22 protein-coding genes are annotated in these 24089 nt (G+C 62.0%); 10 read left to right on the forward strand and 12 right to left on the reverse strand.

Annotated elements, in window-relative coordinates; translation table 11 throughout:
- Positions 1-118: 118 nt before the first annotated feature.
- The 9 genes from ABUK12_RS23315 to ABUK12_RS23355 form a co-directional block, all read right to left on the reverse strand.
- On the reverse strand, positions 119-457 hold the full coding sequence (locus ABUK12_RS23315; RefSeq protein WP_410014055.1) for a YegP family protein: 339 nt from the start codon (positions 455-457) through the stop codon (positions 119-121).
- 85 nt (positions 458-542) lie between these two features.
- Entirely contained in the window at positions 543-1253 is a 711-nt protein-coding gene (gene baeR, locus ABUK12_RS23320) for a two-component system response regulator BaeR (RefSeq protein WP_410014056.1), read from the reverse strand.
- A complete protein-coding gene (baeS, locus tag ABUK12_RS23325; protein ID WP_410014057.1) occupies positions 1250-2635 on the reverse strand; it encodes a two-component system sensor histidine kinase BaeS in 1386 nt (461 codons plus the stop codon). The genes baeR and baeS overlap by 4 nt, the downstream gene beginning before the upstream one ends.
- A gap of 11 nt (positions 2636-2646) precedes the next feature.
- Positions 2647-4101: a multidrug transporter subunit MdtD gene (gene mdtD / locus ABUK12_RS23330; RefSeq protein WP_410014058.1), complete on the reverse strand. Its 1455-nt coding sequence runs from the start codon at positions 4099-4101 to the stop codon at positions 2647-2649.
- Between the two features lie 7 nt (positions 4102-4108).
- Entirely contained in the window at positions 4109-7195 is a 3087-nt protein-coding gene (gene mdtC / locus ABUK12_RS23335) for a multidrug efflux RND transporter permease subunit MdtC (protein ID WP_410014059.1), read from the reverse strand.
- Entirely contained in the window at positions 7192-10311 is a 3120-nt protein-coding gene (locus ABUK12_RS23340; RefSeq protein WP_410014060.1) for an MdtB/MuxB family multidrug efflux RND transporter permease subunit, read from the reverse strand. Before ABUK12_RS23340 ends, mdtC begins: the two co-directional genes overlap by 4 nt.
- Positions 10311-11567 carry an MdtA/MuxA family multidrug efflux RND transporter periplasmic adaptor subunit gene (locus ABUK12_RS23345; protein ID WP_410014061.1) on the reverse strand — a complete coding sequence of 419 codons (1257 nt, stop codon included), beginning with the start codon at positions 11565-11567 and terminating at the stop codon, positions 10311-10313. The genes ABUK12_RS23340 and ABUK12_RS23345 overlap by 1 nt, the downstream gene beginning before the upstream one ends.
- A 190-nt stretch (positions 11568-11757) precedes the next feature.
- A complete protein-coding gene (locus ABUK12_RS23350) occupies positions 11758-12540 on the reverse strand; it encodes an ABC transporter substrate-binding protein (RefSeq protein ID WP_410014062.1) in 783 nt (260 codons plus the stop codon).
- A 59-nt stretch (positions 12541-12599) separates the two neighbouring features.
- The gene (locus ABUK12_RS23355) at positions 12600-13763 is read right to left on the reverse strand and encodes a methionine aminotransferase (protein WP_410014063.1); all 1164 of its coding nucleotides are present in this window, start codon (positions 13761-13763) and stop codon (positions 12600-12602) included.
- Positions 13764-14011: 248 nt separating this feature from the next.
- On the opposite strand from ABUK12_RS23355, the gene ABUK12_RS23360 reads away from it, so the two are divergent.
- Positions 14012-14941, forward strand: a complete 930-nt coding sequence (locus ABUK12_RS23360) for a LysR substrate-binding domain-containing protein (protein WP_410014064.1) — start codon at positions 14012-14014, stop codon at positions 14939-14941.
- A 31-nt stretch (positions 14942-14972) separates the two neighbouring features.
- Positions 14973-15929, forward strand: coding sequence for an aldo/keto reductase (locus ABUK12_RS23365; protein ID WP_410014065.1), 957 nt, complete (start codon positions 14973-14975; stop codon positions 15927-15929).
- A gap of 96 nt (positions 15930-16025) precedes the next feature.
- On the opposite strand, the gene ABUK12_RS23370 is transcribed toward ABUK12_RS23365, so the two are convergent.
- Both ABUK12_RS23370 and ABUK12_RS23375 read right to left on the reverse strand, forming a co-directional pair.
- A complete protein-coding gene (locus ABUK12_RS23370) occupies positions 16026-16208 on the reverse strand; it encodes a hypothetical protein (RefSeq protein WP_410014066.1) in 183 nt (60 codons plus the stop codon).
- A gap of 177 nt (positions 16209-16385) precedes the next feature.
- Positions 16386-16616 carry a DUF1272 domain-containing protein gene (locus ABUK12_RS23375; protein ID WP_410014067.1) on the reverse strand — a complete coding sequence of 77 codons (231 nt, stop codon included), beginning with the start codon at positions 16614-16616 and terminating at the stop codon, positions 16386-16388.
- Positions 16617-16763: 147 nt separating this feature from the next.
- On the opposite strand from ABUK12_RS23375, the gene ABUK12_RS23380 reads away from it, so the two are divergent.
- From ABUK12_RS23380 to ureG, 8 genes are all read left to right on the forward strand, one after another.
- On the forward strand, positions 16764-17276 hold the full coding sequence (locus ABUK12_RS23380; RefSeq protein WP_410014068.1) for a GNAT family N-acetyltransferase: 513 nt from the start codon (positions 16764-16766) through the stop codon (positions 17274-17276).
- 341 nt (positions 17277-17617) lie between these two features.
- Positions 17618-18451, forward strand: a complete 834-nt coding sequence (locus tag ABUK12_RS23385) for an urease accessory protein UreD (protein WP_410014069.1) — start codon at positions 17618-17620, stop codon at positions 18449-18451.
- Positions 18452-18462: 11 nt separating this feature from the next.
- The gene (locus ABUK12_RS23390) at positions 18463-18765 is read left to right on the forward strand and encodes an urease subunit gamma (RefSeq protein ID WP_323476240.1); all 303 of its coding nucleotides are present in this window, start codon (positions 18463-18465) and stop codon (positions 18763-18765) included.
- 16 nt (positions 18766-18781) lie between these two features.
- On the forward strand, positions 18782-19099 hold the full coding sequence (locus tag ABUK12_RS23395; RefSeq protein ID WP_410014070.1) for an urease subunit beta: 318 nt from the start codon (positions 18782-18784) through the stop codon (positions 19097-19099).
- Positions 19096-20799 (forward strand): urease subunit alpha, encoded by a 1704-nt coding sequence (gene ureC / locus ABUK12_RS23400; RefSeq protein ID WP_410014071.1) that lies wholly within the window; start codon positions 19096-19098, stop codon positions 20797-20799. The genes ABUK12_RS23395 and ureC overlap by 4 nt, the downstream gene beginning before the upstream one ends.
- A 17-nt stretch (positions 20800-20816) precedes the next feature.
- Complete coding sequence (gene ureE / locus ABUK12_RS23405; RefSeq protein WP_410014072.1) at positions 20817-21269, forward strand: urease accessory protein UreE; 453 nt, start codon at positions 20817-20819, stop codon at positions 21267-21269.
- 1 nt (position 21270) lies between these two features.
- Positions 21271-21948 carry an urease accessory protein UreF gene (locus tag ABUK12_RS23410; protein WP_410016753.1) on the forward strand — a complete coding sequence of 226 codons (678 nt, stop codon included), beginning with the start codon at positions 21271-21273 and terminating at the stop codon, positions 21946-21948.
- Between the two features lie 105 nt (positions 21949-22053).
- Complete coding sequence (gene ureG / locus ABUK12_RS23415) at positions 22054-22689, forward strand: urease accessory protein UreG (RefSeq protein ID WP_410014073.1); 636 nt, start codon at positions 22054-22056, stop codon at positions 22687-22689.
- Between the two features lie 34 nt (positions 22690-22723).
- Here the strand turns inward: ureG and yegD are convergent, their stop codons facing one another.
- A complete protein-coding gene (gene yegD, locus ABUK12_RS23420) occupies positions 22724-24082 on the reverse strand; it encodes a molecular chaperone (protein ID WP_410014074.1) in 1359 nt (452 codons plus the stop codon).
- Positions 24083-24089 lie beyond the last annotated feature (7 nt).

Raw genomic sequence — 24089 nt, forward strand, 5'->3', positions numbered from 1 at the left:
CGGGGGCAGTGCAGCACGGGATTTTAGCCCCTGGCGGGGAAAAGATCAGCAAAAACCGCTAACAGGCAGGGTTAATTCATCGCAACGGGGACACCGGATGCGCCCCCGGCGGAACGGATCAGGCCGTCAAATCCATGATCTCTTTCGTGGCGGCGCATTCCATCGCGGCTTTGATGCCTCGTCGGGCGGCGGTTTCGGAATTGTAAGGACCGCTTTGGCCGAGGATTTGATAATTGCCGCCCCGCAGAATAAAATACGCATGCCGGTCCCGGCTGCTTTTCAGCTCGTAGTTATTCTCGTCGGGGGCATTGTAACGGGCGAAACGAATGGCATTTTCCGCTGACGCCTTGCTGCAAAAGGTGGCGCTGGATAAAATGATTTCGTCGTTATTACCCTTTAATTTAAATATGAAATGCCCGTTCTTCACTTTTTCCAGCTCATAATGTACGGTTGCCATGTCGGCTCCTCCTCAACGTTGCACGGCGCCTTCGCGCTAAATGAAGTATAGGAGACGATCGCGGCTGTCACCGTGGCTGAATCGGTTAAATTAAATCTCCGGGCTCGGCTTCCCAGCGATAGCCCATGCCGTAGACGGCGCGGATAAACACCACATCGTCGGCCAGTGCTTCCAGCTTGCGGCGTAAATTCTTGATATGGCTGTCTATGGTGCGGTCGGTCACCACGCGGTAATCGTCATACAGCTGGTTGAGCAGGGCTTCGCGCGAGAAGACCTGGCCGGGCGCGCCGGCCAGTATTTTCAGCAGGCGGAATTCAGCCGGGGTTAAATCCAGCGCCAGATCGCGGTAGCTGGCCTTGAACCTGTTCTCGTCGATTTTTAACGGACTGGGCTGCGGCGCGCAGGCCTGCGGACGATAGCAGCGGCGCATGATGGCCTTGACCCGGGCCACCACTTCCCGCGGGCTGTAAGGTTTGCAGATATAATCATCCGCGCCGATTTCAAGGCCCAGCAGGCGGTCGATCTCATCGGTCTTGGCGGTCATCATGATAATCGGCACATCGGAAAAGCGCCGGATATCGCGGCACACCGACAAGCCGTCGCGGCCCGGCAGCATCAAATCCAGCAGCACCAGCGCGGCCGGCGTCTTCAGCAGATAGTCGGCCACTTCGTCGCCCCGCGTCAGCCAATGGGTGCGATAATCCGCCGCCTGGAGGTAATCCACCAGTAATTGCCCAAGCTTGGGCTCATCCTCGACGATAAGGATGGTTAGCGGCGCGCTGTCGAGTTCGCTCATAGAGTCCTGGGTGCCCGTTGATCGAGGGGTAATTGTACCGTGATTTGCAGGCCGCCAGAAGCCGAATGCGCGGCCGATATGCGTCCCCCGTGCGCCTCGACGATATTCTGGCAAATAGGCAGCCCGAGCCCCGAGCCGCCGCTGGCGCGATTGCGTGAGCCCTCGGTACGGTAGAAACGTTCAAAAATCTGCGTAAGCTGGTCATCCTCGACCCCGGGCGTGCTGTCCCGCCAGCGCAGCGTCAGGCTGTCTTCCCGTATCCATCCCTCGACGGCCACGCTGCCCGGGGCGTCGGTATAACGCAAACTGTTTTCCAGCAGGTTGAGGAACAGCTGCGTCAGGCGATCCGCATCGCCGAATATCCATGCCTTGTCGGGCAGCGCCAGGGTCAGGTCCAGCCCTTTGAGCACAAAACGTTCCCGAAACGAGGCCGCGGCGATAGCCAGGATATGGATGGTGTCCACCCGGTCCTTGCGATAGGCCAGCGCGCCTGAGTCGGAGAGGGAAAGCTGATGTAAATCATCCACGAGCTTGGTCAGGATGGCGACCTCCGCCTGCAGGGACGCGAGGGATTCGCCGGTGGGCTGGCGCACCCCGTCCTGCAGCGCTTCCAGCTCGCCGCGCAGTATCGACAGCGGCGTGCGCAGCTCGTGGGAAATATCGGCCATGAACGCGCGGCGCATGGCGTCGTTTTTTTCCAGCGACATGGCCAGTTGGTTAAAGTCATTGGCCAGCCGCCCCAGCTCATCCTGAGTGCCGGTCTCCACCCGGGTTGAAAAGTTGCCGGCGGCCAGCTGATGGGTCCCGCTCACCAGCCGTTTGACCGGCGCCAGCAGGCCGCGCGCGGTCAGCCAGGTAACCGCCGCCGCCAGCAGTCCCGCCAGCGCGACAATCAGCCAGCTGGTGCGCCGCTGCTGGGCGTCGAAATTGATATCCGCATCGCGTGTCAGGCGCTCGACCGGCGTCGACATCACCCAGCCGACCAGGGTGCCGTTCACGTTGATCGCACGGCGCGGGCCTTCATCCGGCAGGGGGCCGCCCGGCCCGACCAGCTTTTGCCGCTGCGCGTCCACCACCCAGATCTGGGTGCGCAGGCCGTGGGGCGGCAGGTTCTTGCCCTCGTCCAGGTTTTGTTCAAAGGAACGCAGCAGCTGATAGACAAAACGATCGTTATTGCGCAGGAAACGCCAGTCGCCGTGCAGCTGGTACTGTTCGGCCAGCGCGGTGCTTAACAGCTCGATGCGCTGGTTATTGCTACGTTTAATATAATCGATAAAACCGCGCTCAAAGCTGACGCGCACGCCCCAGTGCATGGTAATCACCACCAGCATGCAGGTGGCGAAAATGGCGAGGAACAGCTTTGCGGTAATGCCGAATTTCATCTTCTTATGCCTTATTGGCCCTTCGGGTCGCTTTGGGATAATAGCCCATTGGGCGAGGTGTCCGGCGGTACGCGCATAAATACCAGCGCCGGCAGGGCAATCACCACCGCCATGCATAAATAGGTGGCGATAAACACGCCGTGGATATCGCCTGTCGCCAGCGGCGCCTGACCGCCGGCAAACAAGCCCAACAGGATGCCCACCGTGGTCACGCCCAGGCTCATGGACAGCTGCATCACCATCGACAACAGGCTGTTGCCGCCGCTGGCCAGCGGATCGGGCAGATCCTTGAGCGTCAGGGTGTTCATCGAGGTGAAACGCATGGCGTTAACCACCCCCTGGAAAAACAGTACCACCGGGATGGCGTAAGTCCAGCCCGCCAGCGCCACCAGCGGAAACACCAGGCTCACCGCCGCCAGCCCGAGCGTGGCGCCGGTCAGGACGTTCCGATAACCGGCGCGGTTGACCAACTGCACGATAATGCGTTTGGTGCCCATGCTGCCTATCACCATCGGGATCATCATCAGCCCGGCGTGGAAAGGGGTGTAGCCCATGCCGAGCTGTAAAAACAGCGGCGTCATAAATGGCAGCATGCCGCTGCCGATGCGGCCCAGCAGGCTGCCGAGCAGGCCGATGGCGAAGGTGGGCGTTTCAAACAGCCGCAGGTTGAACAACGCGTTTTCATTGCGCCTGGCGTGCAGCCAGTAGCCAAACAGCGCCAGCAGGCCGGTCAGCATCAGGCCGACGATATACGCCGCGGGGATATTCAGCCCTTTATGGCCTTCCAGCCCCAGGGTCATGGTGGCCATGCCCACCGCCAGCAGGAAAAATCCGCCGATATCAAAGCCGCGGGTTTCCATTTTGTAGTTCGGCATCAGCAGCCAGGTGATCAGGGCGCCGACAATCCCCACCGGCAGGTTAATCAGGAAGATCCAGTGCCAGCTGGCGTATTGCACCAGGAAGCCGCCCAGGGCGGGACCGATCAGCGGCCCGATCTGCCCCGGCATGGTGACAAACGCCATCGCCGCCATATACTGCGAACGCGGCACGATTTTCATCACCGTCAGGCGGCCCACCGGCACCATCATCGCGCCGCCGATGCCCTGCACCACCCGTGACAGCACCAGTTCCTGCAGCGACCCGGCCCGCGCGCACAGCAGGGAACCCAGGGTAAACAGCACGATGGCGCTGAAAAAAACCTTTTTCACCCCGAACCGGTCCGCCAGCCAGCCGCTGGCCGGCAGCATCACCGCCACCGTCAGCACATAGGAGACGATAACCGAATGCATATGCAGCGGGTTTTCCTTCAGGCTATGGGCCATCGAGGGCAAGGCGGTATTGACGATGGTGGTGTCCAGCGTTTGCATAAAAAAGCCAAAGGCCACCGTCCACAACTGCCAGTGCACGGAAGCGGAGGGCCGGGGGTCGGCGGGGGCGGTGTTATGATGAAAGGGATGCCATTGCATATCGCGGTTACTCTTGCTCGGGGATAACGATGCCGGCGCGGGACGGACGCCCTTTCAGACGCAATTTATCAAAAAACAGATAAATCACCGGCGTGGTGTACAGGGTCATCAGCTGGCTGACCACCAGCCCGCCGACGATGGTAATGCCCAGGGGCTGGCGCAGCTCGGCGCCGTCGCCGCTGCCGATCACCAGCGGCAGCGCGCCGAACAGCGCGGCCAGGGTGGTCATGAGAATGGGCCTAAAGCGCAGCTGGCAGGCCTGAAAAATGGCATCCGCCGCGCTGATGCCGCTTTGCCGCTGGGCGGTCAGGGCGAAGTCCACCATCATAATGGCGTTCTTTTTGACGATGCCTATCAGCAGCAGGATGCCTATCATGGCAATCAGGCTGAACGGGGCGCTGAACGCCTCCAGGGCCAGCAGCGCGCCGATGCCCGCCGAGGGCAGGGTGGACAGGATGGTCAGCGGATGAACATAGCTTTCATAGAGGATCCCCAGCACGATATACACCGTGGCGATGGCGGCGATGATAAGCCACAGTTGGGATTGCTGGGTCTGCTGGAAGACCTTGGCCGTGCCGGCGAAGGTGCCGCGCACGCTGGCGGGCACGCCCAATTCCGTCATGGCGCGTTCGATGGCGCCGGAGGCGGTGGACAGCGCCATGCCTTCCGGCAGGTTAAAGGAGATGGTCGAGGCAGCGGACAGTCCCTGGTGGTTAACCGACAGCGGGGCGTTGGCCGGTTGCCATTGGGCAAATGCCGACAGCGGGATCGGCTGACCGGCGCTGTTGATCAAAAACATGTGGTCCAGCGCGCTGGGGTCCTGGGTATAGGCCGGCGCCACTTCCATCACTACTTTATATTGATTCAGGGGCTGGTAGATGGTGGATATCTGGCGCTGGCCGAACGCATTGTTAAGCAGATTATTGACGTCCGAGACCGCCAGACCCAGGCTGGACAGCACGTCGCGATTATAGATCAATCCCAGCTCCGCCCCTTTATCCTGCTGGTCGGAGTTCACATCGGCCAGTTCGGGCAGCGCCGCCAGCGCCAGGCGCACCTTGGGTTCCCAGGCGCGCAGATCCGCCAGATCGTCCGCCAGCAGCGTGTACTGGTAGGCGGCGTTGGACTCCCGCCCGCCGACGCGGATATCCTGCACCGCCGACAAATACAGATCGGCGCCCGGCTCCCGGGCAAGCTTGGCGCGCAGGCGGGCGATAATTTCCTGCGAGTTTTCCCGGCGTTCGGATAACGGCTTCAGGGAGATGTACATCGAGCCGGCATTGGTGCGCGAGCCGCCGGTATACCCGGTGACATTGTCCACCGCCGGATCGGCCGCCACGATTTTCATAAAGTCCTGCAGCTTGCCGCGCATCGCCTGGAAGGAAATACTCTGATCGGCCTGGATAAACCCCTGTATCCGCCCGGTATCCTGCTCCGGCATCAGGGTTTTGGGTATGGCGATATACAGCCATACATTCAGCGCCAGGGTGGTCAAAAACAGCACCAGCACCCAGCCGGCATGATTAAGCACCCAGCGCAGCGAACGGGCGTAGCCGCCCTGCAGCCGCAGCAGCAGGGCGGTAAACCGATCGGTTTTTTTAGCGGCGCGCGCGGTATCCCTGCCCAGCAGGCGGGCGCAAAGCATGGGCGTGAGCGTCAGCGACACCACCAGGGAAATCATGATAGCCACCGACAGCGTCACGGCGAACTCGCGGAACAGCCGGCCCGGCAGGCCGCTCATCAGCAGCAGCGGAATAAATACCGCCACCAGGGACAGGCTCATCGACAGTACGGTAAAACCCACTTCACGCACCCCCAGCAGGGACGCCGCCAGGGGATTCATACCGGATTCCACGTGACGGGCGATATTCTCCACCACCACGATGGCGTCATCCACCACGAAACCGGTGGCGATGGTCAGCGCCATCAGCGAGATATTATTCAGGCTGAACCCGCACAGGTACATGGCGGCGAAGGTGCCGATCAGCGACACCGGCACGGCCAGCGCCGGAATCAGCGTCGCGCGCCAGGAGCGCAGGAACAGCAGGACCACCAGGATCACCAGCGCCACCGCAATCACCAGCGACTGTTCCACTTCGTCGAGGGAGGCGCGGATAGTCGGCGAGCGATCCTGCGCCACGTTCATCTCGATGCCGGCCGGTATCGAGGCGCGCAGGGCGGGGATGGCCGCCCGGATGCTTTGCACCGTGGAAATGATATTGGCGTCGGGGGAGCGGAAAATCACGATCAAAATGGCCGGCTTGCTGTTGACCATGCCGGCGTTGCGCACATCCTGTACCGCATCGCGCACGTCGGCCACGTCCTGCAGCCGCACCACGCCGCCGTTTTGGTAGTGCACAATCAGCGGCTGGTATTCCCGCGCAGTAGACAGGGCGTCGTTGGTGCGGATTTGCCAGCGGGACTGGTTGTCCTCCAGCGCCCCCTGCGGACGGCGCACGTTCGCCTGGCTGATGGCCTCGCGCACTTCGTCAAGCGATACGCCCTGGTTGAACAACGCCTGGGGATTGAGCTCGACCCGCACCGCCGGCAGCGAGCCGCCGCCGACCGTGACATTGCCGACGCCGTCCATCTGGGAAATATTCTGCGCCAGCTGGGTGGACGCGATATCGTAAAGCTGGCCCTGGCTGTAGGTGTCCGAGGTCAGGGTCAGGATCACGATCGGCGCGTCGGACGGATTCACCTTGCGGTACTGCGGCCGGTTGGGCATGCCGCTGGGCAGCAGGCTTTGCGCCGCGTTCAGCGCCGCCTGAACATCGCGCGCGGCGCCGTTGATATCGCGGTCAAAATCAAACTGCAGGATAATGCGCGTGGTGCCCAGGGCGCTGGTGGACGTCATCTCGTTGACGCCGGCCACATGGCCCAGCGCCCGCTCAAGCGGCGTGGCCACCGACGAGGCCATGGTCTCGGGGGAGGCGCCGGGCAGGGACGCCGTGACCAGCAGCACCGGAAAATCCACCTGCGGCAGCGGCGCCACCGGCAGCAGGCGAAAGCCTATCACCCCGCACAGGGCAATCGCCAGCGTCAGCAGCAGCGTGGCCACCGGGCGGTAGATAAACAGGGCGAAGAATTTCATGTCGTTTCCGGCTTATCGACAACGGCCCGGCCGCGGCGCGACAGGCGGTCGAACAGCAGATAGATCACCGGGGTGGTGAACAATGTCAGCACCTGGCTCACCACCAGCCCTCCCACCATGCAAATTCCCAGCGGCCGGCGCAGCTCCGCCCCGACCCCGGTGCTGAACATCAGCGGCAGGGCGCCGAACAGCGCGGCAAGGGTGGTCATCAGGATCGGGCGAAAACGCAGCAGGCACGCCTGGAAAATGGCGTCATAGGGCGTCATGCCTTTTTCCCGTTCGGCGGCCAGGGCAAAGTCGATCATCATGATGGCGTTTTTCTTGACGATGCCGATCAGCAGGATAATGCCGATTATGGCTATCACGTCCAGCTCGTGGCCGGACAGGATCAGCGCCAGCAGCGCGCCCACTCCGGCGGTGGGCAGGGTGGACAGGATGGTGACCGGATGGATAAAGCTTTCATACAGCACGCCCAGCACGATATACACCGCCACGATGGCCGCCACGATAAGCCATACGGTGCTCTCCAGCGCCGATTGGAACGCCAGCGTACTGCCCTGGAACCGGGTGGCCACGGAGTCGGGCACATCCAGATCCTGTTCCGCCCGGGTAATGGCCTGCACCGCTTGGCCCAGCGAATACCCGGGGGCGAGATTGAACGAGACGGTGGCGGCGGGGAATTGCTCGAGATGGTTGATGGACAAGGCGCCCAGGCGCTGCTGTACGCTGCTGATGGCGCTTAGCGGCACCATATTGCCGTCGGCGCCCCTGATGCGGATATCGTCGAGCGCCGCGAGCCCGGAAAGGGTGTCGGTATCCTGCTCCAGCACCACGCGGTATTGGTTGGCCTGGGTATAGATGGTGGAAACCAAGCGCTGGCCAAAGGCGTTATACAGCGCGTTCGCCACATCGGCCATGCTGACGCCCAGGCGGCTGGCGCTGTCCCGGTCCACCTTGATATAGGCTTCCAGGCCGCGATCTTGCAAATCGCTGCTGACATCCCGCAGCTGAGGCAGGCTTTGCAACCGGGTGAGCAGCGGCGGTATCCATTTACCCAAATCGGTCAGGGACAAGGACTGCAGGGTAAACTGATACTGGGTATGGCTGAGCTGGGTATCGATGGTCAGGTCCTGCACCGGCTGCAGGTAAAGCTGGATGCCGGTCAGGCCGGCGGTGGCCCGCTGCAGGCGTTCGATCACCACGCCGATCCTGTCCTGGCGCTTATCCAGCGGCTTGAGGTTGATCTGCAGCCGTCCGCTGTTCAGCGTGGCGTTGGCGCCGTCCACGCCAATCAGCGAGGATACGCTTTGTACCGCCGGATCGCGCATGACGACCGACAGCACCTCCTGCTGGCGCTGGGCCATATTGCTGAACGACACGCTTTGCGCCGCCTGCACCGTGCCCTGGATCACGCTGTTGTCCTGGGTGGGGAAAAATCCTTTCGGGATAACCAGGTACAGGACAATGGTCAGCGCCAGCATGGCAATCGCCACCGACAGCGTCAGCCAGGGATGAAACAGCACTTTGCGCAGCCAGCGGCCGTAGCCGGCCACCAGTTGTTCGAACAGCCTTTCGCTGGCGCGGGTAAAGCGGTTCTGCCGGCGCAGGGATTCGTAGCTCAGCATGCGCGCGCACATCATCGGCGTCAGGGTCAGGGACACCACCGCCGAAATCAGGATGGCTATCGCCAGGGTCACCGCAAATTCCCGGAACAGCCGCCCGACGATATCGCCCATGAACAGCAGCGGGATTAACACCGCGATCAACGACACGGTGAGGGAAATAATGGTAAAGCCTATCTCGCCGGCGCCCTTCAGCGCCGCCGCCAGGGGTTTTTCCCCCTGTTCGATATAACGGGAGATGTTCTCGATCACCACGATGGCGTCGTCCACCACAAAACCGGTGGCGATGGTCAGCGCCATCAGGGTCAGGTTATTGACGGAAAATCCGAGCAGATACATCACCCCGAAGGTGCCCACCAGCGACAGCGGCACGGCCACGGCGGGGATAATCGTGGCGGCGGCATTGCGCAGGAACAGGTAAATCACCATCACCACCAGCGCAATGGACAGCAACAGTTCAAACTGCACATCGCTGACCGAGGCGCGGATATTGTCGGTACGGTCGGCCAGCAGCGAGACGGTGACCGACTTCGGCAGGCTGGCGGTCAACGACGGCAACAGGGCGCGGATGCTGTCGGCGGTGGTAATGACATTGGCGCCGGGCTGGCGCTGGATATTCATGACAATGGCCGGCTGACGGTTGGCCCAGGCGCCCAGGCGGTTGTTCTCGGCGCCCTGTTCAATGGTCGCCACATCGCGCAGCCGCACCGGCGCGCCGTTTTGCCAGGTGACGATAAGCCGGCGGTAATCCTCGGCGGATTTCATCTGATCGTTGGCCGACAGGGTTACCGAACGCTGCGGGCCATCCAGGCTGCCCTTGGCGGAATTGACGTTGGCGGCGTCGATGGCGGTGCGCACGCTTTCACTGTCCAGGCCGTAGGCCGCCAGGGCGGGGGCGTTAAGCTTGACCCGCACCGCCGGGCGCTGGCCGCCGGAAATCGAGACCAGCCCCACGCCGCTGACCTGGGAAATTTTCTGCGCCACCCGCGTTTCCACCATATCTTCCACCTGGATCATCGACATGGATGTCGACGTGACCGCAAGCGTCATAATGGGCGGATCGGCGGGATTGACCTTGCTGTATACCGGCGGATTGGGCAGATCGTCCGGCAGCAGGTTGGTGGCGTTATTGATGGCCGCCTGCACTTCTTGTTCCGCCACGTCAAGCGGCAGCGACAGCTGGAACTGCAGCGTAACCACCGACGCGCCGCCCGAGCTTTGCGACGCCATTTGCTTTAATCCCGACATCTGGCCGAACTGCCGCTCCAGCGGCGCGGTGATGGCGGAGGTGACCACGTCCGGGCTGGCGCCGGGATACAGCGTCACCACCTGGATCGTGGGATAATCCACCTCGGGCAGCGCCGACACCGGCAGCGTCCGGTAGCCGAGGATACCGGCCAGCAGGATGGCGATCATCAGCAGCGTCGTGGCGACCGGCCGCAGGATAAACAGGCGCGAGGGGCCGCCGCTATGGCTGGACGGCAGCAACTCCATCAGGATTTTTCCCCGCGGCGCGCGGGGGCGCGGGGGCCTGCGGCGGGCTGCGTGCTGGCGGGGGCGATAACCTCGACCTTGACCCCTTCGGTCAGCCGGTCAAGACCGTCGGTAACCACCCGCTGCCCCGCCTGCAGGCCGGCGGTGATCACCACCTGCTGGCTGTCTTCCATGCCGGTGGTGACCCGGTGCTGGCTCACCTGGTCGTCATCGTTCAGGACCCAGACAAAATGGCCGTCGTTGCTCATCTGTACCGCGGCGGGGGGGATCACCACCGCGTTTTGCAAGGTGTCCACCTTCATGCGGATATTGACGAACTGATTGGGAAACAGGCTGTCGTCGGCATTGGCAAAGCGGCCCTTAAGCCTTACCGTGCCGGTGGTGGCGTCGATTTGATTGTCCAGGCTGAGCAGCGCGCCCTCGGTCAGCTTGGTTTTATTGGTGCGATCCCATACTTCAATCAGGGGCGCGTTGCCGGTTTTCTGCGCGGCGATAACGCTTGGAATATCGCTTTCCGGCAGCGTAAAGAGCACATCGATCGGCCGCGTCTGGGTCAGCACCACGATGCCCGTGGTATCGCCGCTGGTGATAAAATTACCCACATCCACCTGGCGCAGGCCGACCCGGCCGTCCATCGGCGCGGTAATGCGGCTGTAGGCCAGTTGCAGCTCGGCGCTGGCCACCGCCGCCTGGTCCACCAGCAAAGTGCCCTCGGCCTCGCGCACCAATGATTGCTGGGTGTCGAGCTGCTGACGGGAGACCAGGCTGGTTTTGACCAACTGCTGGTAGCGCGCCATATCCTGCCGGGCGTTGGCGAGCGTCGCCTGGTCCTTCGCCAGCTGCCCCTTGGCCTGCAGCAGCGCCACCTCAAACGGCCGCGGATCGATTTGCGCCAATAACGTCCCCGCCTTGACCCATTGGCCCTCGGCGAAATGCAGCGCCATCAGCTGGCCGTCCACCCGGCTCCTTACGGTGACGGTGCCGGCGGCGGTCACCGTGCCCAGGCCCGTGAGAAACCGCGGCACCGATCGGGACTGCGCGGTGGCCGCCTGCACCGGCGACAGCGTTTGCGCGTGGCGCCCGGCGCGGCCGCCACGCCGCCCGGTCTCGGGGCGGGCCGCGCCCGGCCGGGCGGCGGCGGTGGGTTCGGCGGCGGGCTGTTCCCGGACATGCCGCCATATGAAAAACGCGCCGATAAGGAGGATCAGCAGTGTCGTTATCAGGAGCAATAAGCGTCCATTGCGTTTACCCTTCATGTATCGCTATACCTGTAATCATGCGGACAAGGCATCAGAATCGCACGTTCCCGCATAAAATAAGAATGATATACCCAGTTTAGCCAAAAAAACGCGGGTAAAAATGGAGGAAGTGTGGAGGTATTGTCAGGGTTTGTCGTTCTGGTATGAATATTGCCCCGAAAAGTGCTTTCCGGGGCCTGCGGACGCATCAGTTGGGGGCGGACACGTCGATATCGCCGAAATATTTTTTCGCCAGGGTGCCGATGGTTCCCTGGGCCTTCACCTTGGCGATGGCGTCGTCCAGCTGTTTTTTCAGGGCGTCGTCGCCTTTGCGAATGCCGAAGGCGATGCCGCTGCCGAGGATGGCGTCATCGCTGACCGCGGGTCCGCTAAACGCAAAACCCTTGCCCTGGGGCTGGGACAGGAAACCGGACTGCCCGGCCGGCGCCAGCACCAGCGTGCCATCGAGGCGGCCGGAGGTCAAATCCATATAGATCTGGTTTTGATCCTGGTAGGCCACCACGTTCACGCCCTGGCCGGCCCAGTGGGCGTTGGCGTAGGATTCCTGGATGGAGCCTTGCAGCACGCCGATGCTTTTACCTTTCAGCGCGTCCGGGGTCGGCTGCAGCCCCGCGTCGGCGCGGGCGATAAGTTTGGTGGGCACCCGATAGATCACCTGGGTGAAATCGATGGCCTGGCGGCGCTTCTCGGTGACATTCATCGCCGAGTTGATGGCGTCGAATTTGCGTCCCTGCAGCGCCGGGATTAAACCATCGAATGAGGTATCCAGCCATTCGCATTTGACGCCGGCGGCCTGGCACACGGCGTTGCCCAAATCGATATCGAACCCCTGCAATTCACCGCTCGGCGATTTGGATTCAAACGGCGGGTAAAGCGCTTCCAGGCCAAAACGGATTTTGCCCTCGGCCGCCATGGCCGGCAGCGCGGCCATGCCGCAGGCCAATATCAACAGTGTCGCTATTTTTTTCATTGTCGTGTCCCGTCATAGGTAGTGTGTGAACGTCAAAAAAATATGGCCATCCCGGCCACTTACGCCTGGCGCCATGCGCAAAGCCGGCGCGCGCCTTCGCGCAGCGTGGCTTCATCTTTGGCGAAACTGAGCCTGATCATGCCGGTTTCGGTGCCGTCGCTGTAAAACGCCGACAGGGGTATCGACGAGACTTTGGCATCGCGGATTAATTTTATAACCATATCGTTATCGCTGTCCGCCGAGAAATGGCTGAACTGCGCCAACAGGAAAAAACCGCCCGCGCTGGGCAGCAGTTTAAACGGCGAATCGCGCAGGGCGCGGGTCAGTATATCGCGCTTTTGCTGGTAAAAAGCCGCCAGGCCGAGATAACTTTCCGGCTTGCCCAACGCTTCGGCAAACGCATACTGCATCGGCGTATCGGCGGCAAAAACCATAAACTGATGCACCTTGCGGATTTCCAGCATCAATTCGGCCGGCGCCAGGCAATACCCCACGCGCCAGCCGGTGACGCTGTAGGTTTTACCGAAGGACGAAACCACCACGCTGCGCTCGGCCAGGGCGGGATACGCCGCCATGCTGCGGTGAGGCGCGCCGTCGAACACCATATGCTCATACACTTCGTCGGAGAGGATCAGGATATCGGTGCCGGCGGTCAGGGCGGTCAGCCGTTGGATATCTTCTTCGCTGAACACCATGCCGGTAGGGTTATGCGGGCTGTTGACGATAATCATGCGCGTGCGCGGCGTCACGGCCGCGGCCACCGCGTCCCAATCGATAGCGTGCTGTTCCAGCGGGATTTTCACCGGCACCGGCACCGCCCCCTGCAAGCGGGCGATGGGGGAATAGCTGTCAAACGCCGGTTCAAAATAGATCACCTCGTCGCCCGGATGCACCAGGGCGCTGATGGCGCTGTAAAGCCCCTGGCTGGCGCTGGCGAGTATGGTGATTTCGCTTTCAGGATCATACCGGCAGCCGTACAGGCGCTCGACTTTATCCGCCAGCGCCTCGCGCAGGGCCATCAGTCCCGGCATTGCCGCATACTGGTTATGTCCGGCACGCATGGCTTTCGCCACGCCGTCTATCAACAGCGGATCGCAGTCAAAGCTTGGCGCCCCCGAGGACAGATTCAGGGCCTGGTGCTCGGCGCTCAGCTGTCCGATGGTGGTGAAGATCGTGGTGCCGACATCGGGCAACTTAGACCTGGGGGGAATAACGCTCTGCATGGGAACAACCTCCTGGTAGGGTTAAAACCGCAAAAGCCGTGACACGTAAGGCTGGATGAATCATGATTAAGCAACATATCCGGCCGCGCGACAACCGATCCTTTATCATGCATGCCATGCGCCGGGAACATGCCTGGAGCGCGGCGATAATCTCATCAGCGCGGCGCAGCCGCCTTCGCCGGCCCTATTACCACTGGAGCCATGCCCGTGGATGTTTCATCAATCCTGCTGTTATCCGGAGCCGAATCATGAATCCGCTGCCCTCGCTGGACGTGCTGAAAACCTTTATCGTAGTCGCTGAGCGGCTAAATTTCACTCATGCCGCGCGACATATGCATCTCACCCAGGGCGCCGTCAGCCGCCAGATAGCCGGCCTGGAACGGCACCTGGGCTGCGCGCTGTTTATTCGCCAGGCGCGGGGACTGGAACTGACCGAGCAGGGCGCCGCCCTGCTGGCGCCGCTGCAGCAGGCGCTGGGGCAAATCGACGCCACGCTCGCCCTTGCCGCCAGGCGCACGGGCACGCTGCGGGTAAAATGCCCCACTTGCGCCATGCGCTGGCTGCTGCCGCGCATTATGCAACTGCAAAACCAGCATCCGGAAATCGATATCGCCCTGACCACCTCATTCTCGCACGGCGTTAATTTCGCCAGCGAACATTTTGACGCGGCGGTGATCTTCGGCCGGCCGGAGAATAAACGCATCCAGGCCACCCCGCTGTTTGATGAAATACTCACTCCGGTGTGCATCCCGGCACTGTGGACCGCGCCTGACGCCGACGTCGCCCGGCTGGCGGATAAAACCCTGCTTCATCCCACCCGCGATCGCCGTGATTGGCTATTATGGTTAAAGACGGCGGGCTGCGACGTAGCGCCGCTGACCAAGGCGCAGCATTTTGACACGCTGGATCTGGCCATGACCGCGGCCCTGCAGGGATATGGCATCGCCATGGGCGATCTCTGCCTGCTGGAGTTCGATCTTGAGGCCCGGCGCCTGACGGCGCCGTTTCCGCTGTGCATACAAAGCGGCGCCTCTTATTATCTGATTCATCCTGAGCAAAAGGTCCTGTCGCCTTCGCTTACGCTGTTCAAGCACTGGCTGGAGCGGGAGGCGCGGGAGAGCCGGCAAAGGCTGGCGCGTAACCTGGGGAGTGCTAAGGTAGTCAGCATGGCAAAATAGTAACGCTCAACAGCAATAAGGGGGTATCACCATGGAAACAAGAACGCTGGGCCGTTCCGGGATTACCGTGCCGCCGCTGGCATTCGGCGGCAATGTATTTGGCTGGACCATCGACCGGCAGATGTCCTTTCGCCTGCTTGACGCCCTCGTGGAGCGCGGGCTGAATTTCATCGATACGGCCGACGTCTACTCGGCCTGGGTTGACGGCAACCAGGGCGGCGAATCCGAAACCATTATCGGCGAGTGGCTGAAAAAAAGCGGCAGGCGGGACGGGATGATTATCGCCACCAAGGTGGGCAAGCCCATGGGCGGCGATAAAAAGGGACTGTCGGCGGCGTATATCAAACGCGCGGTGGAAGAGTCGCTTAAGCGCCTGCAAACCGATTATATCGATCTGTATCAATCCCACGACGACGACAAGTCCGTACCGCTGGAGGAGACCCTGGCCGCGTTCGACGCCTTGATTAAAGCAGGCAAGGTGCGGGCCATCGGGGCGTCGAATTATGAAGGTCCGCGCCTGGCGCAGGCGCTGCGCATCAGCGAACAGAATGGCCTGGCGCGTTATGAAACGCTGCAGCCCAAGTTTAATCTCTACGATCGCCAGGAATACGAGCAAAACCTGGCGCCGGTGGTGACCGCGCATGGCGTTGGCGTAATCAACTTTTACGCGCTGGCAAGCGGCTTCCTGACCGGTAAATACCGCGCCGCCGAAGATGCCGCCAAAAGCCCGCGCGGGCAAAGCGTGGTCGAGGGATACTTAAACCCACGCGGCCTGCGCATCCTGAAGGCGCTGGATGCCGTCAGCGAGCAGCACCAGGTCACGCCGACCCAGGTGGCGCTGGCCTGGAATCTCAAGCAGCCCGGCATCACGGCGCCTATTGCCAGCGCAACGTCGGTGGAACAGCTTGACGAACTGGCGCAAGCGCTCGAACTGCGCCTCAGCGCCGAGGATGTCCGCGTGCTGGATGAAGCCAGCGCCTGGAAATAAACCTCGCGGCCGCGGCGCGCAGCCATGCCGGGAGGAGCCACGCGCCGGGTAGGGCATCATACCGGGCGGGCGGCTTCACTTTCCCGCCCGCGGGCGTTAAAAGGATTTGACCAGCACACCCTTGGCGGGCTGCGCGGTTCCTGTTCTGATCAGGGAATCAAAGGATTTTTCCGCTTTCATCACCTGTTGAAAAAATTCTTCCGGCGTCAGGCCGGTGGCCTTGCCGCTCATATAGGCCAATGCCAATTCTTTTGCCTGAAAACGTGAAAAATTATACATTTTTTGCCTCGGATAACGTTAATTTTATGCACAAAAAGTGGGCCGGATAAGGGTATTAATCCTTTATCTATCGGCCAGCACCGAATGGTCATCATTCCTTTGTCGCCGATGAAAGCATATTACGTTAATGCCTTATCTTTGATAGCTGCTTTCATAGATGGATTCGATAGCTGAAAGTTAACGTTTTGCAATAATACGCCGTGTCGAGGCCGGATGCAGTTTAAGCCGGTGGGGTGGACGGATGGGCCTGGCAGTTAATTCTCCGCCGCAGTTGGGGCAGGTATTATTAAGTTCATTGGCGGCACAGTCGGCGCAGAAGGTGCATTCATAAGAACAGATGCGCGCCTGATGGCTTGCGGGGGGTAAATCGCAATCACAGCGTTCGCAGTTCGGGCGTAATTCAAGCATCTTGTCCCCACGTGATAAAGTTTGACGGCAACTTGTGATTTTTAACAAAATATATTGATATAGTACAGGCCAAAAGCGGCCGGGATGAGGTCCATTTCGGGACAGATATCCCAGGGTCGGGTTAATGTCCTTACACGGCGGGGTAGAATGAATATACGTCATATGGCGGAAGCTGATTTTCCCGGCATCTGCCGCTGGTTTAACACCGAAAAAGAGCTGGCGCAATGGGGCGGTCCCCTGCCGCGTTTTCCCCTGGATCTGCCGCAATTAGCTGAAATGCTCGGCGAATCGGCTGGCACGCCTCCCCGGAGATGGCTGTTTTGCGCCGGGGAGCCCGGCGCGGCCACCGCTACCGCCCAGGTGACTTTTGACTGGCGCAACGGCGTCGCCCTGCTGGGGCGGGTGGCCGTGAACCCCGCCAACCGGGGGCAGGGCATCGCCATCCCCTTCCTGAGCGCCATTGTGCAGCGGGTGTTTGCCGAGCCGCTGATTGAGCGTCTGGAACTGAATGTCTACACCTTTAACCAGGCGGCAATCCACACCTATGAAAAACTGGGTTTTATCCGCGAAGGCGTGCGCCGCAGCTCGGCCAAAGTGGGCCGGGAGCGCTGGGATACCGCCCTGTACGCCATGTTGCGCGGTTCTGGCGCCTTGGCTTAACGCCATTTTAGCCCCCTAATCCCCGGTGCCTTAACGCGCCCAACGGTTAATTTTATCTCGCCCTATAGCTGAACCCGGGTCGGCGGGTAACCCTGTTTTTCCCGCCGGGGAAGGCGGTGTTGGTGTTATAGCGCGTTCACCCTTGCGCACCGGCATGGCGCATTTTTATCGCTGTTACCGCTTGGGGTGCAGGCATGGCACTAATATGGTGCGCCATGAGGGCGTGAGCACAGGTGATCCCCGGTTGAGAATTGGCTTAAATATTGCTACGGAAAGGCTTTGGACTTGTTATCTCATGGCCTGTCACTACAAGGCCATGGTATGCCGTGCAGTAGGGTGCTATGACAAACGACACTGTTCTACCCGTGCCGCCGCCCGCGGGCTGGCTGGGTAAGCTCGCGCTGGGATTCGAGCGGCGCCACGGCCGGACGTTGCTGACGACCCGGCGGCATAGCGGACCCTACCGGGTGCAGCGGGCGTTTTATCCCCAGGCCGATCACCCCCACGTCTATTTGCTGCATCCGCCGGGCGGCGTGGTCGGCGGTGACCGGCTTGAATTATCGGTCGCCATGGCGGCGCAGAGTCATGCGCTGCTGACCATGCCGGGCGCCACCAAATTTTACCGCAGCGCGGGCCAGCTGGCCCGGGTGTCGCAGCGATTTTCGCTCGGCGAGGACAGCATACTTGAATGGCTGCCGCAGGATAATATCCTGTTCCCGGCCGCCAGGGTGGCTATCGATACCGAGTTCCGGCTGGCCCCCGGCGCGCGCCTGCTGGGCTTTGAAACCCTGTGCCTTGGCCGGCCGGCGGCCGGCGAAGCCTTTACCTCCGGTAGCCTGGATGCGTCCCTGCGCATTATCCTGCCGGGATCGCCGGGCCTGTTCGAGCGGTTGCGCATCAGCGCGGGCCGGCTGGAAAAACTGGGCGGCCATCCGCTAAGCGCGACCTTTTATGCCACCCCCGTCACCGAGAAGATGCTGGCCGAGGTGCGTCTGCTGCTCGACGCCGCCCATGCGCCGGCGGCCGGCGCCAGCCTGCTGGATTCATTGCTGGTCGTACGGGTGCTGGATAATGATAACCAGCGGCTGCAGCATCTGCTGCACCGGATCTGGGCCTGTTTACGGCCCGGGATGCTGGGGCTGGAAGCGTCGCCCCCGCGTATCTGGGCAACCTGAGGAGTTGAAGAATGGAATTGTCGCCAAGAGAAAAAGACAAGCTGTTGCTGTTTACCGCCGCCCTTCTGGCGGAACGGCGGCAGGCCCGTGGGCTGAAGCTGAATTATCCGGAGGCGGTGGCGCTGATAAGCGCCGCGATCCTGGAGGGCGCGCGCGACGGGCTGACGGTGGCCGAACTGATGAGCCTGGGCCGCGAGGTATTAACCCGCGATGACGTGATGGAAGGGGTGCCGGAAATGATCCCCGACGTGCAGGTGGAAGCGACCTTCCCCGACGGCACCAAACTGGTGACGGTCCACGATCCGATAATCTGACAAGCAGCGAGGCGTTATGATACCTGGTGAAATGTGTATCGCCGAGGGCGATATCGAGCTTAACACCGACCGCGATCGCGTGACGGTTACCGTCGCCAACCATGGCGACCGGCCGGTACAGGTGGGATCGCATTACCATTTTTTCGAAGTTAATCCGGCGCTGAAGTTCGATCGCGCGGCGGCGCGCGGGTTCAGGCTGGATATTGCCGCCGGCACGGCGGTGCGCTTCGAACCGGGGCAGTCCCGGGACGTTACCCTGGTGGCCTATGCGGGCAAACGCGAAGTCTACGGCTTTCGCGGCGAGATCATGGGCAAGCTGGAGTCATCGTCATGAGCAAAATTTCCCGCCGCGCCTACGCGGAAATGTTCGGCCCCACGGTGGGCGACCGGCTGCGGCTGGCGGATACCGAGCTGTGGATCGAGGTGGAAAAGGACTTTACCCTGTATGGCGAAGAGGTAAAGTTCGGCGGCGGCAAAGTGATCCGCGATGGCATGGGGCAGGGGCAGATGACGTCGGCGTTTTGTGTCGATCTGGTGCTGACCAACGCCCTGATTATCGATCACTGGGGTATCGTTAAAGCGGATATCGGCGTCAAGGACGGACGGATCGTCGGCATCGGCAAGGCGGGCAATCCGGACATCCAGCCCGGGGTGACCATCCCCATCGGTCCCGGCACTGAAGTGGTGGCGGCGGAGGGCAAAATCGTCACCGCCGGCGGTATCGACGCGCATATTCATTTTATCTGCCCGCAGCAGGTGGAAGAAGCCATCTGCGCCGGCGTAACGACCATGATCGGCGGCGGCACCGGGCCCGCGGCGGGCACCAACGCCACCACCTGCACCCCCGGTCCCTGGTATCTGGCGCGCATGCTGCAGGCGGCGGAAACCCTGCCGGTCAATATCGGTTTTACCGGTAAGGGCAATGCGTCGCAGCCGGCAGCGCTGGCCGAACAGGTGGAAGCCGGGGCCATCGGCCTGAAGCTGCATGAGGACTGGGGCACCACGCCGGCGGCCATCGATTGCTGCCTGGGCGTGGCGGATAAGTATGATGTGCAGGTGGCTATCCATACCGACACCCTGAACGAAGCGGGATTTGTCGAGGATACGCTGGCCGCCATCGGCGATCGCACCATCCATACCTATCATACCGAAGGGGCGGGGGGCGGCCATGCGCCGGATATCATCAAGGTGTGCGGCCACGCGAACATCCTGCCCTCATCCACCAACCCCACCATGCCTTATACGGTGAACACCATCGACGAGCATCTGGATATGCTGATGGTCTGCCACCATCTTGACGCCGGCATCGCCGAGGACGTGGCGTTCGCCGAATCGCGCATCCGGCGTGAAACCATCGCCGCCGAGGATATCCTGCACGATTTGGGCGCCTTCTCCATGCTGTCGTCCGACTCGCAGGCGATGGGCCGGGTGGGCGAGGTGATCCTGCGCACCTGGCAGGCGGCGCATAAAATGAAGGTGCAGCGCGGCCCGCTCGCGCCGGACGGTGAGCGCAACGACAATTTCCGGGTCAAGCGCTATATCGCCAAATACACCATCAACCCGGCCATCACCCACGGCATATCCCATGAGGTCGGCTCCATCGAGCGCGGCAAGCTGGCGGATCTGGTGCTGTGGTCGCCGGCGTTTTTCGGCGTCAAGCCGGCGCTTATCATTAAGGGCGGCATGATCGCCATGGCGCCGATGGGCGATGCCAACGCGTCGATTCCCACGCCGCAGCCGGTCCACTACCGCCCGATGTTCGGCGCGCTCGGCGGCGCGCGCCATGCCACGCGCATGACGTTTTTGTCCCAGGCGGCATACGGCAACGGCCTGGCCGGCCGGCTGGGCCTGCAAAGCCTGCTGGGCGAGGTCAGGCACTGCCGCCACGTCAGGAAGGCCGATATGATCCATAATCACTGGCAGCCTACCATCGAGGTGGACGCGCAGACCTATCAGGTCCGGGCCGACGGCGAACTCCTGACCTGCGAGCCCGCCGATATTTTACCGATGGCGCAGCGCTATTTTCTTTTTTAACCGAGTCGGGAATCAGGATGATTGTTTTAACGAAACACCTTGATAAGGCTTTAGAGGCTACCGCCACCGTGACGCTGGATCTGGATACACGCATCAAGAGCCGGGCCCAGGTGCGGCTGGACGACGGCCGCGAGGCCGGCCTGCTGTTGCCGCGCGGGCAGGTGATCCGCGGCGGGGACGTGCTTGCCACCGAAGACGGCGACGAAGTCGTGCGGGTGATTGCCGCGCCTGAAACCGTCTCCACGGTGTATGCGCGCGATACGCTGCTGCTGGCGCGGGTCTGCTATCACCTGGGCAACCGCCATGTGCCGTTGCAGATCGAGCGCGATTGGGTGCGCTATCAGCACGATCATGTGCTGGACGCCATGGTGATGGGATTGGGCGCGGCGGTCAGGACCGAGCAGGCGGCGTTCGAACCCGAGGCCGGGGCGTACCAGAGCGCGCCCCATGGCCATCATCATCCGCACTGATATGCTGGAGCAAACCGCGCTGCTGCGCCTGATGCAGCTTATCAGCCCCAGCCTACCGGTGGGCGGCTTTACCTATTCGCAGGGGCTGGAATGGGCGGTGGAGGCGGGCTGGGTTATGTCAGGCGACGCCTTTGCCGACTGGCAGCGGCAGATTATCGCCGACACCTTAGGCGGCCTGGACTGGCCGGTATTGATCCGCCTGTACCGGGCCTGCGCGGCGGATGACAGCGGACAATTTGCCCGCTGGAGCGATTTTCTGCTGGCCGCGCGCGAGACCTGCGAGCTCAGGCGCGAAGAACAGCAGCGGGGCCAGGCGTTAAGCCGGCTGATCCTGGAATGGCCGGACCTGCCGCTGGACGGCGCATGGCTGCCGGCGCTGCGCCAGAGCCAATTGGCGGGTATGGCCTGGCTGGGCTGGCAATGGGCGATTCCTCTGGAGGCGCTGGCCATGGGCTACGGCTACAGCGTGCTGGAAAGCGGCGTCATGGCGGGGCTGAAGCTGGTGCCGTTCGGCCAGCAGAAGGCGCAAAGCCTGTTACGTGAGCTGTCCGCGCTGCTGCCGGCGGCATTCGCCCGCGCCGGGCGGCTGGAGGACGATGCGCTGGGCGGCAGTTTTCCGCTGCAGGCCATTGCGTCGTCCCGCCATGAAACCCAGTATTCACGCCTGTTTCGTTCCTGATGATGTCAGTATCGGGCGCAAACGGCGGACGCTTCGCCCCCTGTGCTGAGTGCGGCACGGGTTATTGAACAATGCCCTATTTTGCGATGTTATCCGGGAGTTAAGATGCAAGAATATAAACAACCCTTACGCGTCGGCGTCGGCGGTCCGGTGGGTTCCGGCAAGACCGCGCTGCTGGAGGTGCTGTGTAAATCGCTGCGCGATCGCTATCAGCTGGCGGTGGTGACCAACGATATTTATACCAGGGAAGATCAGCGCATCCTCACCGAGGCGGGCGCGCTGGCGGCCGATCGTATCGTCGGTGTGGAAACCGGCGGTTGCCCGCATACCGCCATTCGCGAGGATGCGTCCATGAACCTGGCGGCGGTGGAGGATCTGGCGCGCAAATTCGGCAATCTGGACATTATTTTCATCGAAAGCGGCGGCGATAACCTGAGCGCGACCTTCAGTCCGGAGCTGGCCGATCTGACCATTTACGTGATTGACGTGGCGGAAGGGGAGAAGATCCCGCGCAAAGGCGGGCCGGGCATTACCAAATCCGATTTCCTGGTGATCAATAAAATCGATCTGGCGCCCTACGTCGGCGCCTCGCTGGAGGTGATGGAGCGCGATACCAACCGGATGCGGCCAGCGCGCCCCTGGGCGTTCACCAACCTGAAAACCGGCGACGGCCTGGATACGCTCATCGCCTTTATCATCCGCCAGGGCCTGCTGGAAACCGACGGCGGGTTGCCGCGCTAAGCCGCCGGCCAGGCGCTACGGCCGCCGCCCGGCTTCAGGTGATGAACTGGCGCTGCGCCCAGCGCGCCAGTCCGGCGGTGACCGAGCCGAAATCATCGCCGCCGGCGATCGGAATGTCCGGCAGGCTGCGCTCAAGCGCCTGGCGCAACAGCGGCGAGCGGGCGCTGCCGCCGGTGAGATAGACCACATCCGGCCGCGGCGCGGCGCCCTGCGCCAGCACGTCGTCCACCTGTTGCCGGATCCGGCCCAGCGGCGCCCTGATGGCCTCCTCCAGTTCCGCCTGGCAGATGGGCACCTGCATGCCGGGGCGGATAAACTCCAGGCCCGCCCGGGTCGCCGGTTCGCTGGACAGGGCGATTTTGCTCTCTTCCGCGCTCTTCACCAGGCGATAGCTTAACCGCTGCCGGTAGACCTGCAGTAAGGCGCCGACGCGTTCGGGATCGGCGGCATCGCGGATCAGTTCACGCAGGAACCGGCCGTTATTGTTGCTGTAAAAATCACCCTGCGCCGGGATATCGTTAATCGCCACCGCCTGCCAGAACGGCAGGGCGGGCAGCGCCAGGCCTTTTTCCGTCATGCCGCCCAGGCCCAGCTCCGGCATCAGCGATTTAAACGCCAGCATGATATCCAGATCGTTGCCGCCGACGCGGCAGCCGCTGTGCCCCAGCAGGCTTTGCCGGCGATCCCGCTGCTTCAGCCATTCCGGCCCCATTAGCAGCAGCGAGCAGTCGGTGGTGCCGCCGCCGATATCCACCACCAGGACAATTTTTTCCCGATCGAGGGTGGCTTCGAAATCCAGCCCCGCGGCCACCGGCTCGAACTGGAAGTCGATATCGGTAAACCCGGCGCGTGAGGCGGCCCGCTGCAAAATATCCTGGGCCTGACGGTTGGCTTCCTCGCCGCCGGTGCCCTGGAAATTGACCGGCCGGCCAATCATGGCCTGGGTAATGGGCGTGGACAAGGCCGTCTCGGCCTGGCGTTTGATATAACGCATCATGGCGCAGACCAGATCCTCGAACAGCGCAATCTGCTGCGGCTTGAGACCGTTGGCGCCCAGGAAGGATTTAGGCGATTTGACGAAATAAACCTCTTCGGGATCGGCAATATAATTTGCCAGCGCCTGCCTGCCGAACTGCAGGCTTTGCTCCGTCAGGACGATATCTTCTTCCCGGTTGGCGTTAATCGCCCGGCGCAGCAGCCGTTGATTTTCATCACTGCCGGTGGGCACCTGCCAGAATTGATGCAGGTATTCGCTGACAGCCTCGCGCGTCGGCGCGCAAAGCATAGAGGCCATATAGGGCGACGCGCCGTCCAGCGGCAATAAGCGCGGCCGGTCGCCGTCCATCACCGCGACCGAGCAGTTCGCGGTACCGTAGTCAAAACCAATAAACATCGCTGCC

It is taken from the genome of Sodalis sp. C49 (assembly GCF_046352915.1).
GTDB lineage: Bacteria > Pseudomonadota > Gammaproteobacteria > Enterobacterales > Enterobacteriaceae > Acerihabitans.

What these genes read in the sequence shown, in the direction of transcription:
- ABUK12_RS23315 (WP_410014055.1), bottom strand. Translation starts at nt 457, where the DNA reads ATGGCAACCGTACATTATGAGCTGGAAAAAGTGAAGAACGGGCATTTC.
- baeR (WP_410014056.1), bottom strand. Translation starts at nt 1,253, where the DNA reads ATGAGCGAACTCGACAGCGCGCCGCTAACCATCCTTATCGTCGAGGAT.
- baeS (WP_410014057.1), bottom strand. Translation starts at nt 2,635, where the DNA reads ATGAAATTCGGCATTACCGCAAAGCTGTTCCTCGCCATTTTCGCCACC.
- mdtD (WP_410014058.1), bottom strand. Translation starts at nt 4,101, where the DNA reads ATGCAATGGCATCCCTTTCATCATAACACCGCCCCCGCCGACCCCCGG.
- mdtC (WP_410014059.1), bottom strand. Translation starts at nt 7,195, where the DNA reads ATGAAATTCTTCGCCCTGTTTATCTACCGCCCGGTGGCCACGCTGCTG.
- ABUK12_RS23340 (WP_410014060.1), bottom strand. Translation starts at nt 10,311, where the DNA reads ATGGAGTTGCTGCCGTCCAGCCATAGCGGCGGCCCCTCGCGCCTGTTT.
- ABUK12_RS23345 (WP_410014061.1), bottom strand. Translation starts at nt 11,567, where the DNA reads ATGAAGGGTAAACGCAATGGACGCTTATTGCTCCTGATAACGACACTG.
- ABUK12_RS23350 (WP_410014062.1), bottom strand. Translation starts at nt 12,540, where the DNA reads ATGAAAAAAATAGCGACACTGTTGATATTGGCCTGCGGCATGGCCGCG.
- ABUK12_RS23355 (WP_410014063.1), bottom strand. Translation starts at nt 13,763, where the DNA reads ATGCAGAGCGTTATTCCCCCCAGGTCTAAGTTGCCCGATGTCGGCACC.
- ABUK12_RS23360 (WP_410014064.1), top strand. Translation starts at nt 14,012, where the DNA reads ATGAATCCGCTGCCCTCGCTGGACGTGCTGAAAACCTTTATCGTAGTC.
- ABUK12_RS23365 (WP_410014065.1), top strand. Translation starts at nt 14,973, where the DNA reads ATGGAAACAAGAACGCTGGGCCGTTCCGGGATTACCGTGCCGCCGCTG.
- ABUK12_RS23370 (WP_410014066.1), bottom strand. Translation starts at nt 16,208, where the DNA reads ATGTATAATTTTTCACGTTTTCAGGCAAAAGAATTGGCATTGGCCTAT.
- ABUK12_RS23375 (WP_410014067.1), bottom strand. Translation starts at nt 16,616, where the DNA reads ATGCTTGAATTACGCCCGAACTGCGAACGCTGTGATTGCGATTTACCC.
- ABUK12_RS23380 (WP_410014068.1), top strand. Translation starts at nt 16,764, where the DNA reads ATGAATATACGTCATATGGCGGAAGCTGATTTTCCCGGCATCTGCCGC.
- ABUK12_RS23385 (WP_410014069.1), top strand. Translation starts at nt 17,618, where the DNA reads ATGACAAACGACACTGTTCTACCCGTGCCGCCGCCCGCGGGCTGGCTG.
- ABUK12_RS23390 (WP_323476240.1), top strand. Translation starts at nt 18,463, where the DNA reads ATGGAATTGTCGCCAAGAGAAAAAGACAAGCTGTTGCTGTTTACCGCC.
- ABUK12_RS23395 (WP_410014070.1), top strand. Translation starts at nt 18,782, where the DNA reads ATGATACCTGGTGAAATGTGTATCGCCGAGGGCGATATCGAGCTTAAC.
- ureC (WP_410014071.1), top strand. Translation starts at nt 19,096, where the DNA reads ATGAGCAAAATTTCCCGCCGCGCCTACGCGGAAATGTTCGGCCCCACG.
- ureE (WP_410014072.1), top strand. Translation starts at nt 20,817, where the DNA reads ATGATTGTTTTAACGAAACACCTTGATAAGGCTTTAGAGGCTACCGCC.
- ABUK12_RS23410 (WP_410016753.1), top strand. Translation starts at nt 21,271, where the DNA reads ATGCTGGAGCAAACCGCGCTGCTGCGCCTGATGCAGCTTATCAGCCCC.
- ureG (WP_410014073.1), top strand. Translation starts at nt 22,054, where the DNA reads ATGCAAGAATATAAACAACCCTTACGCGTCGGCGTCGGCGGTCCGGTG.
- yegD (WP_410014074.1), bottom strand. Translation starts at nt 24,082, where the DNA reads ATGTTTATTGGTTTTGACTACGGTACCGCGAACTGCTCGGTCGCGGTG.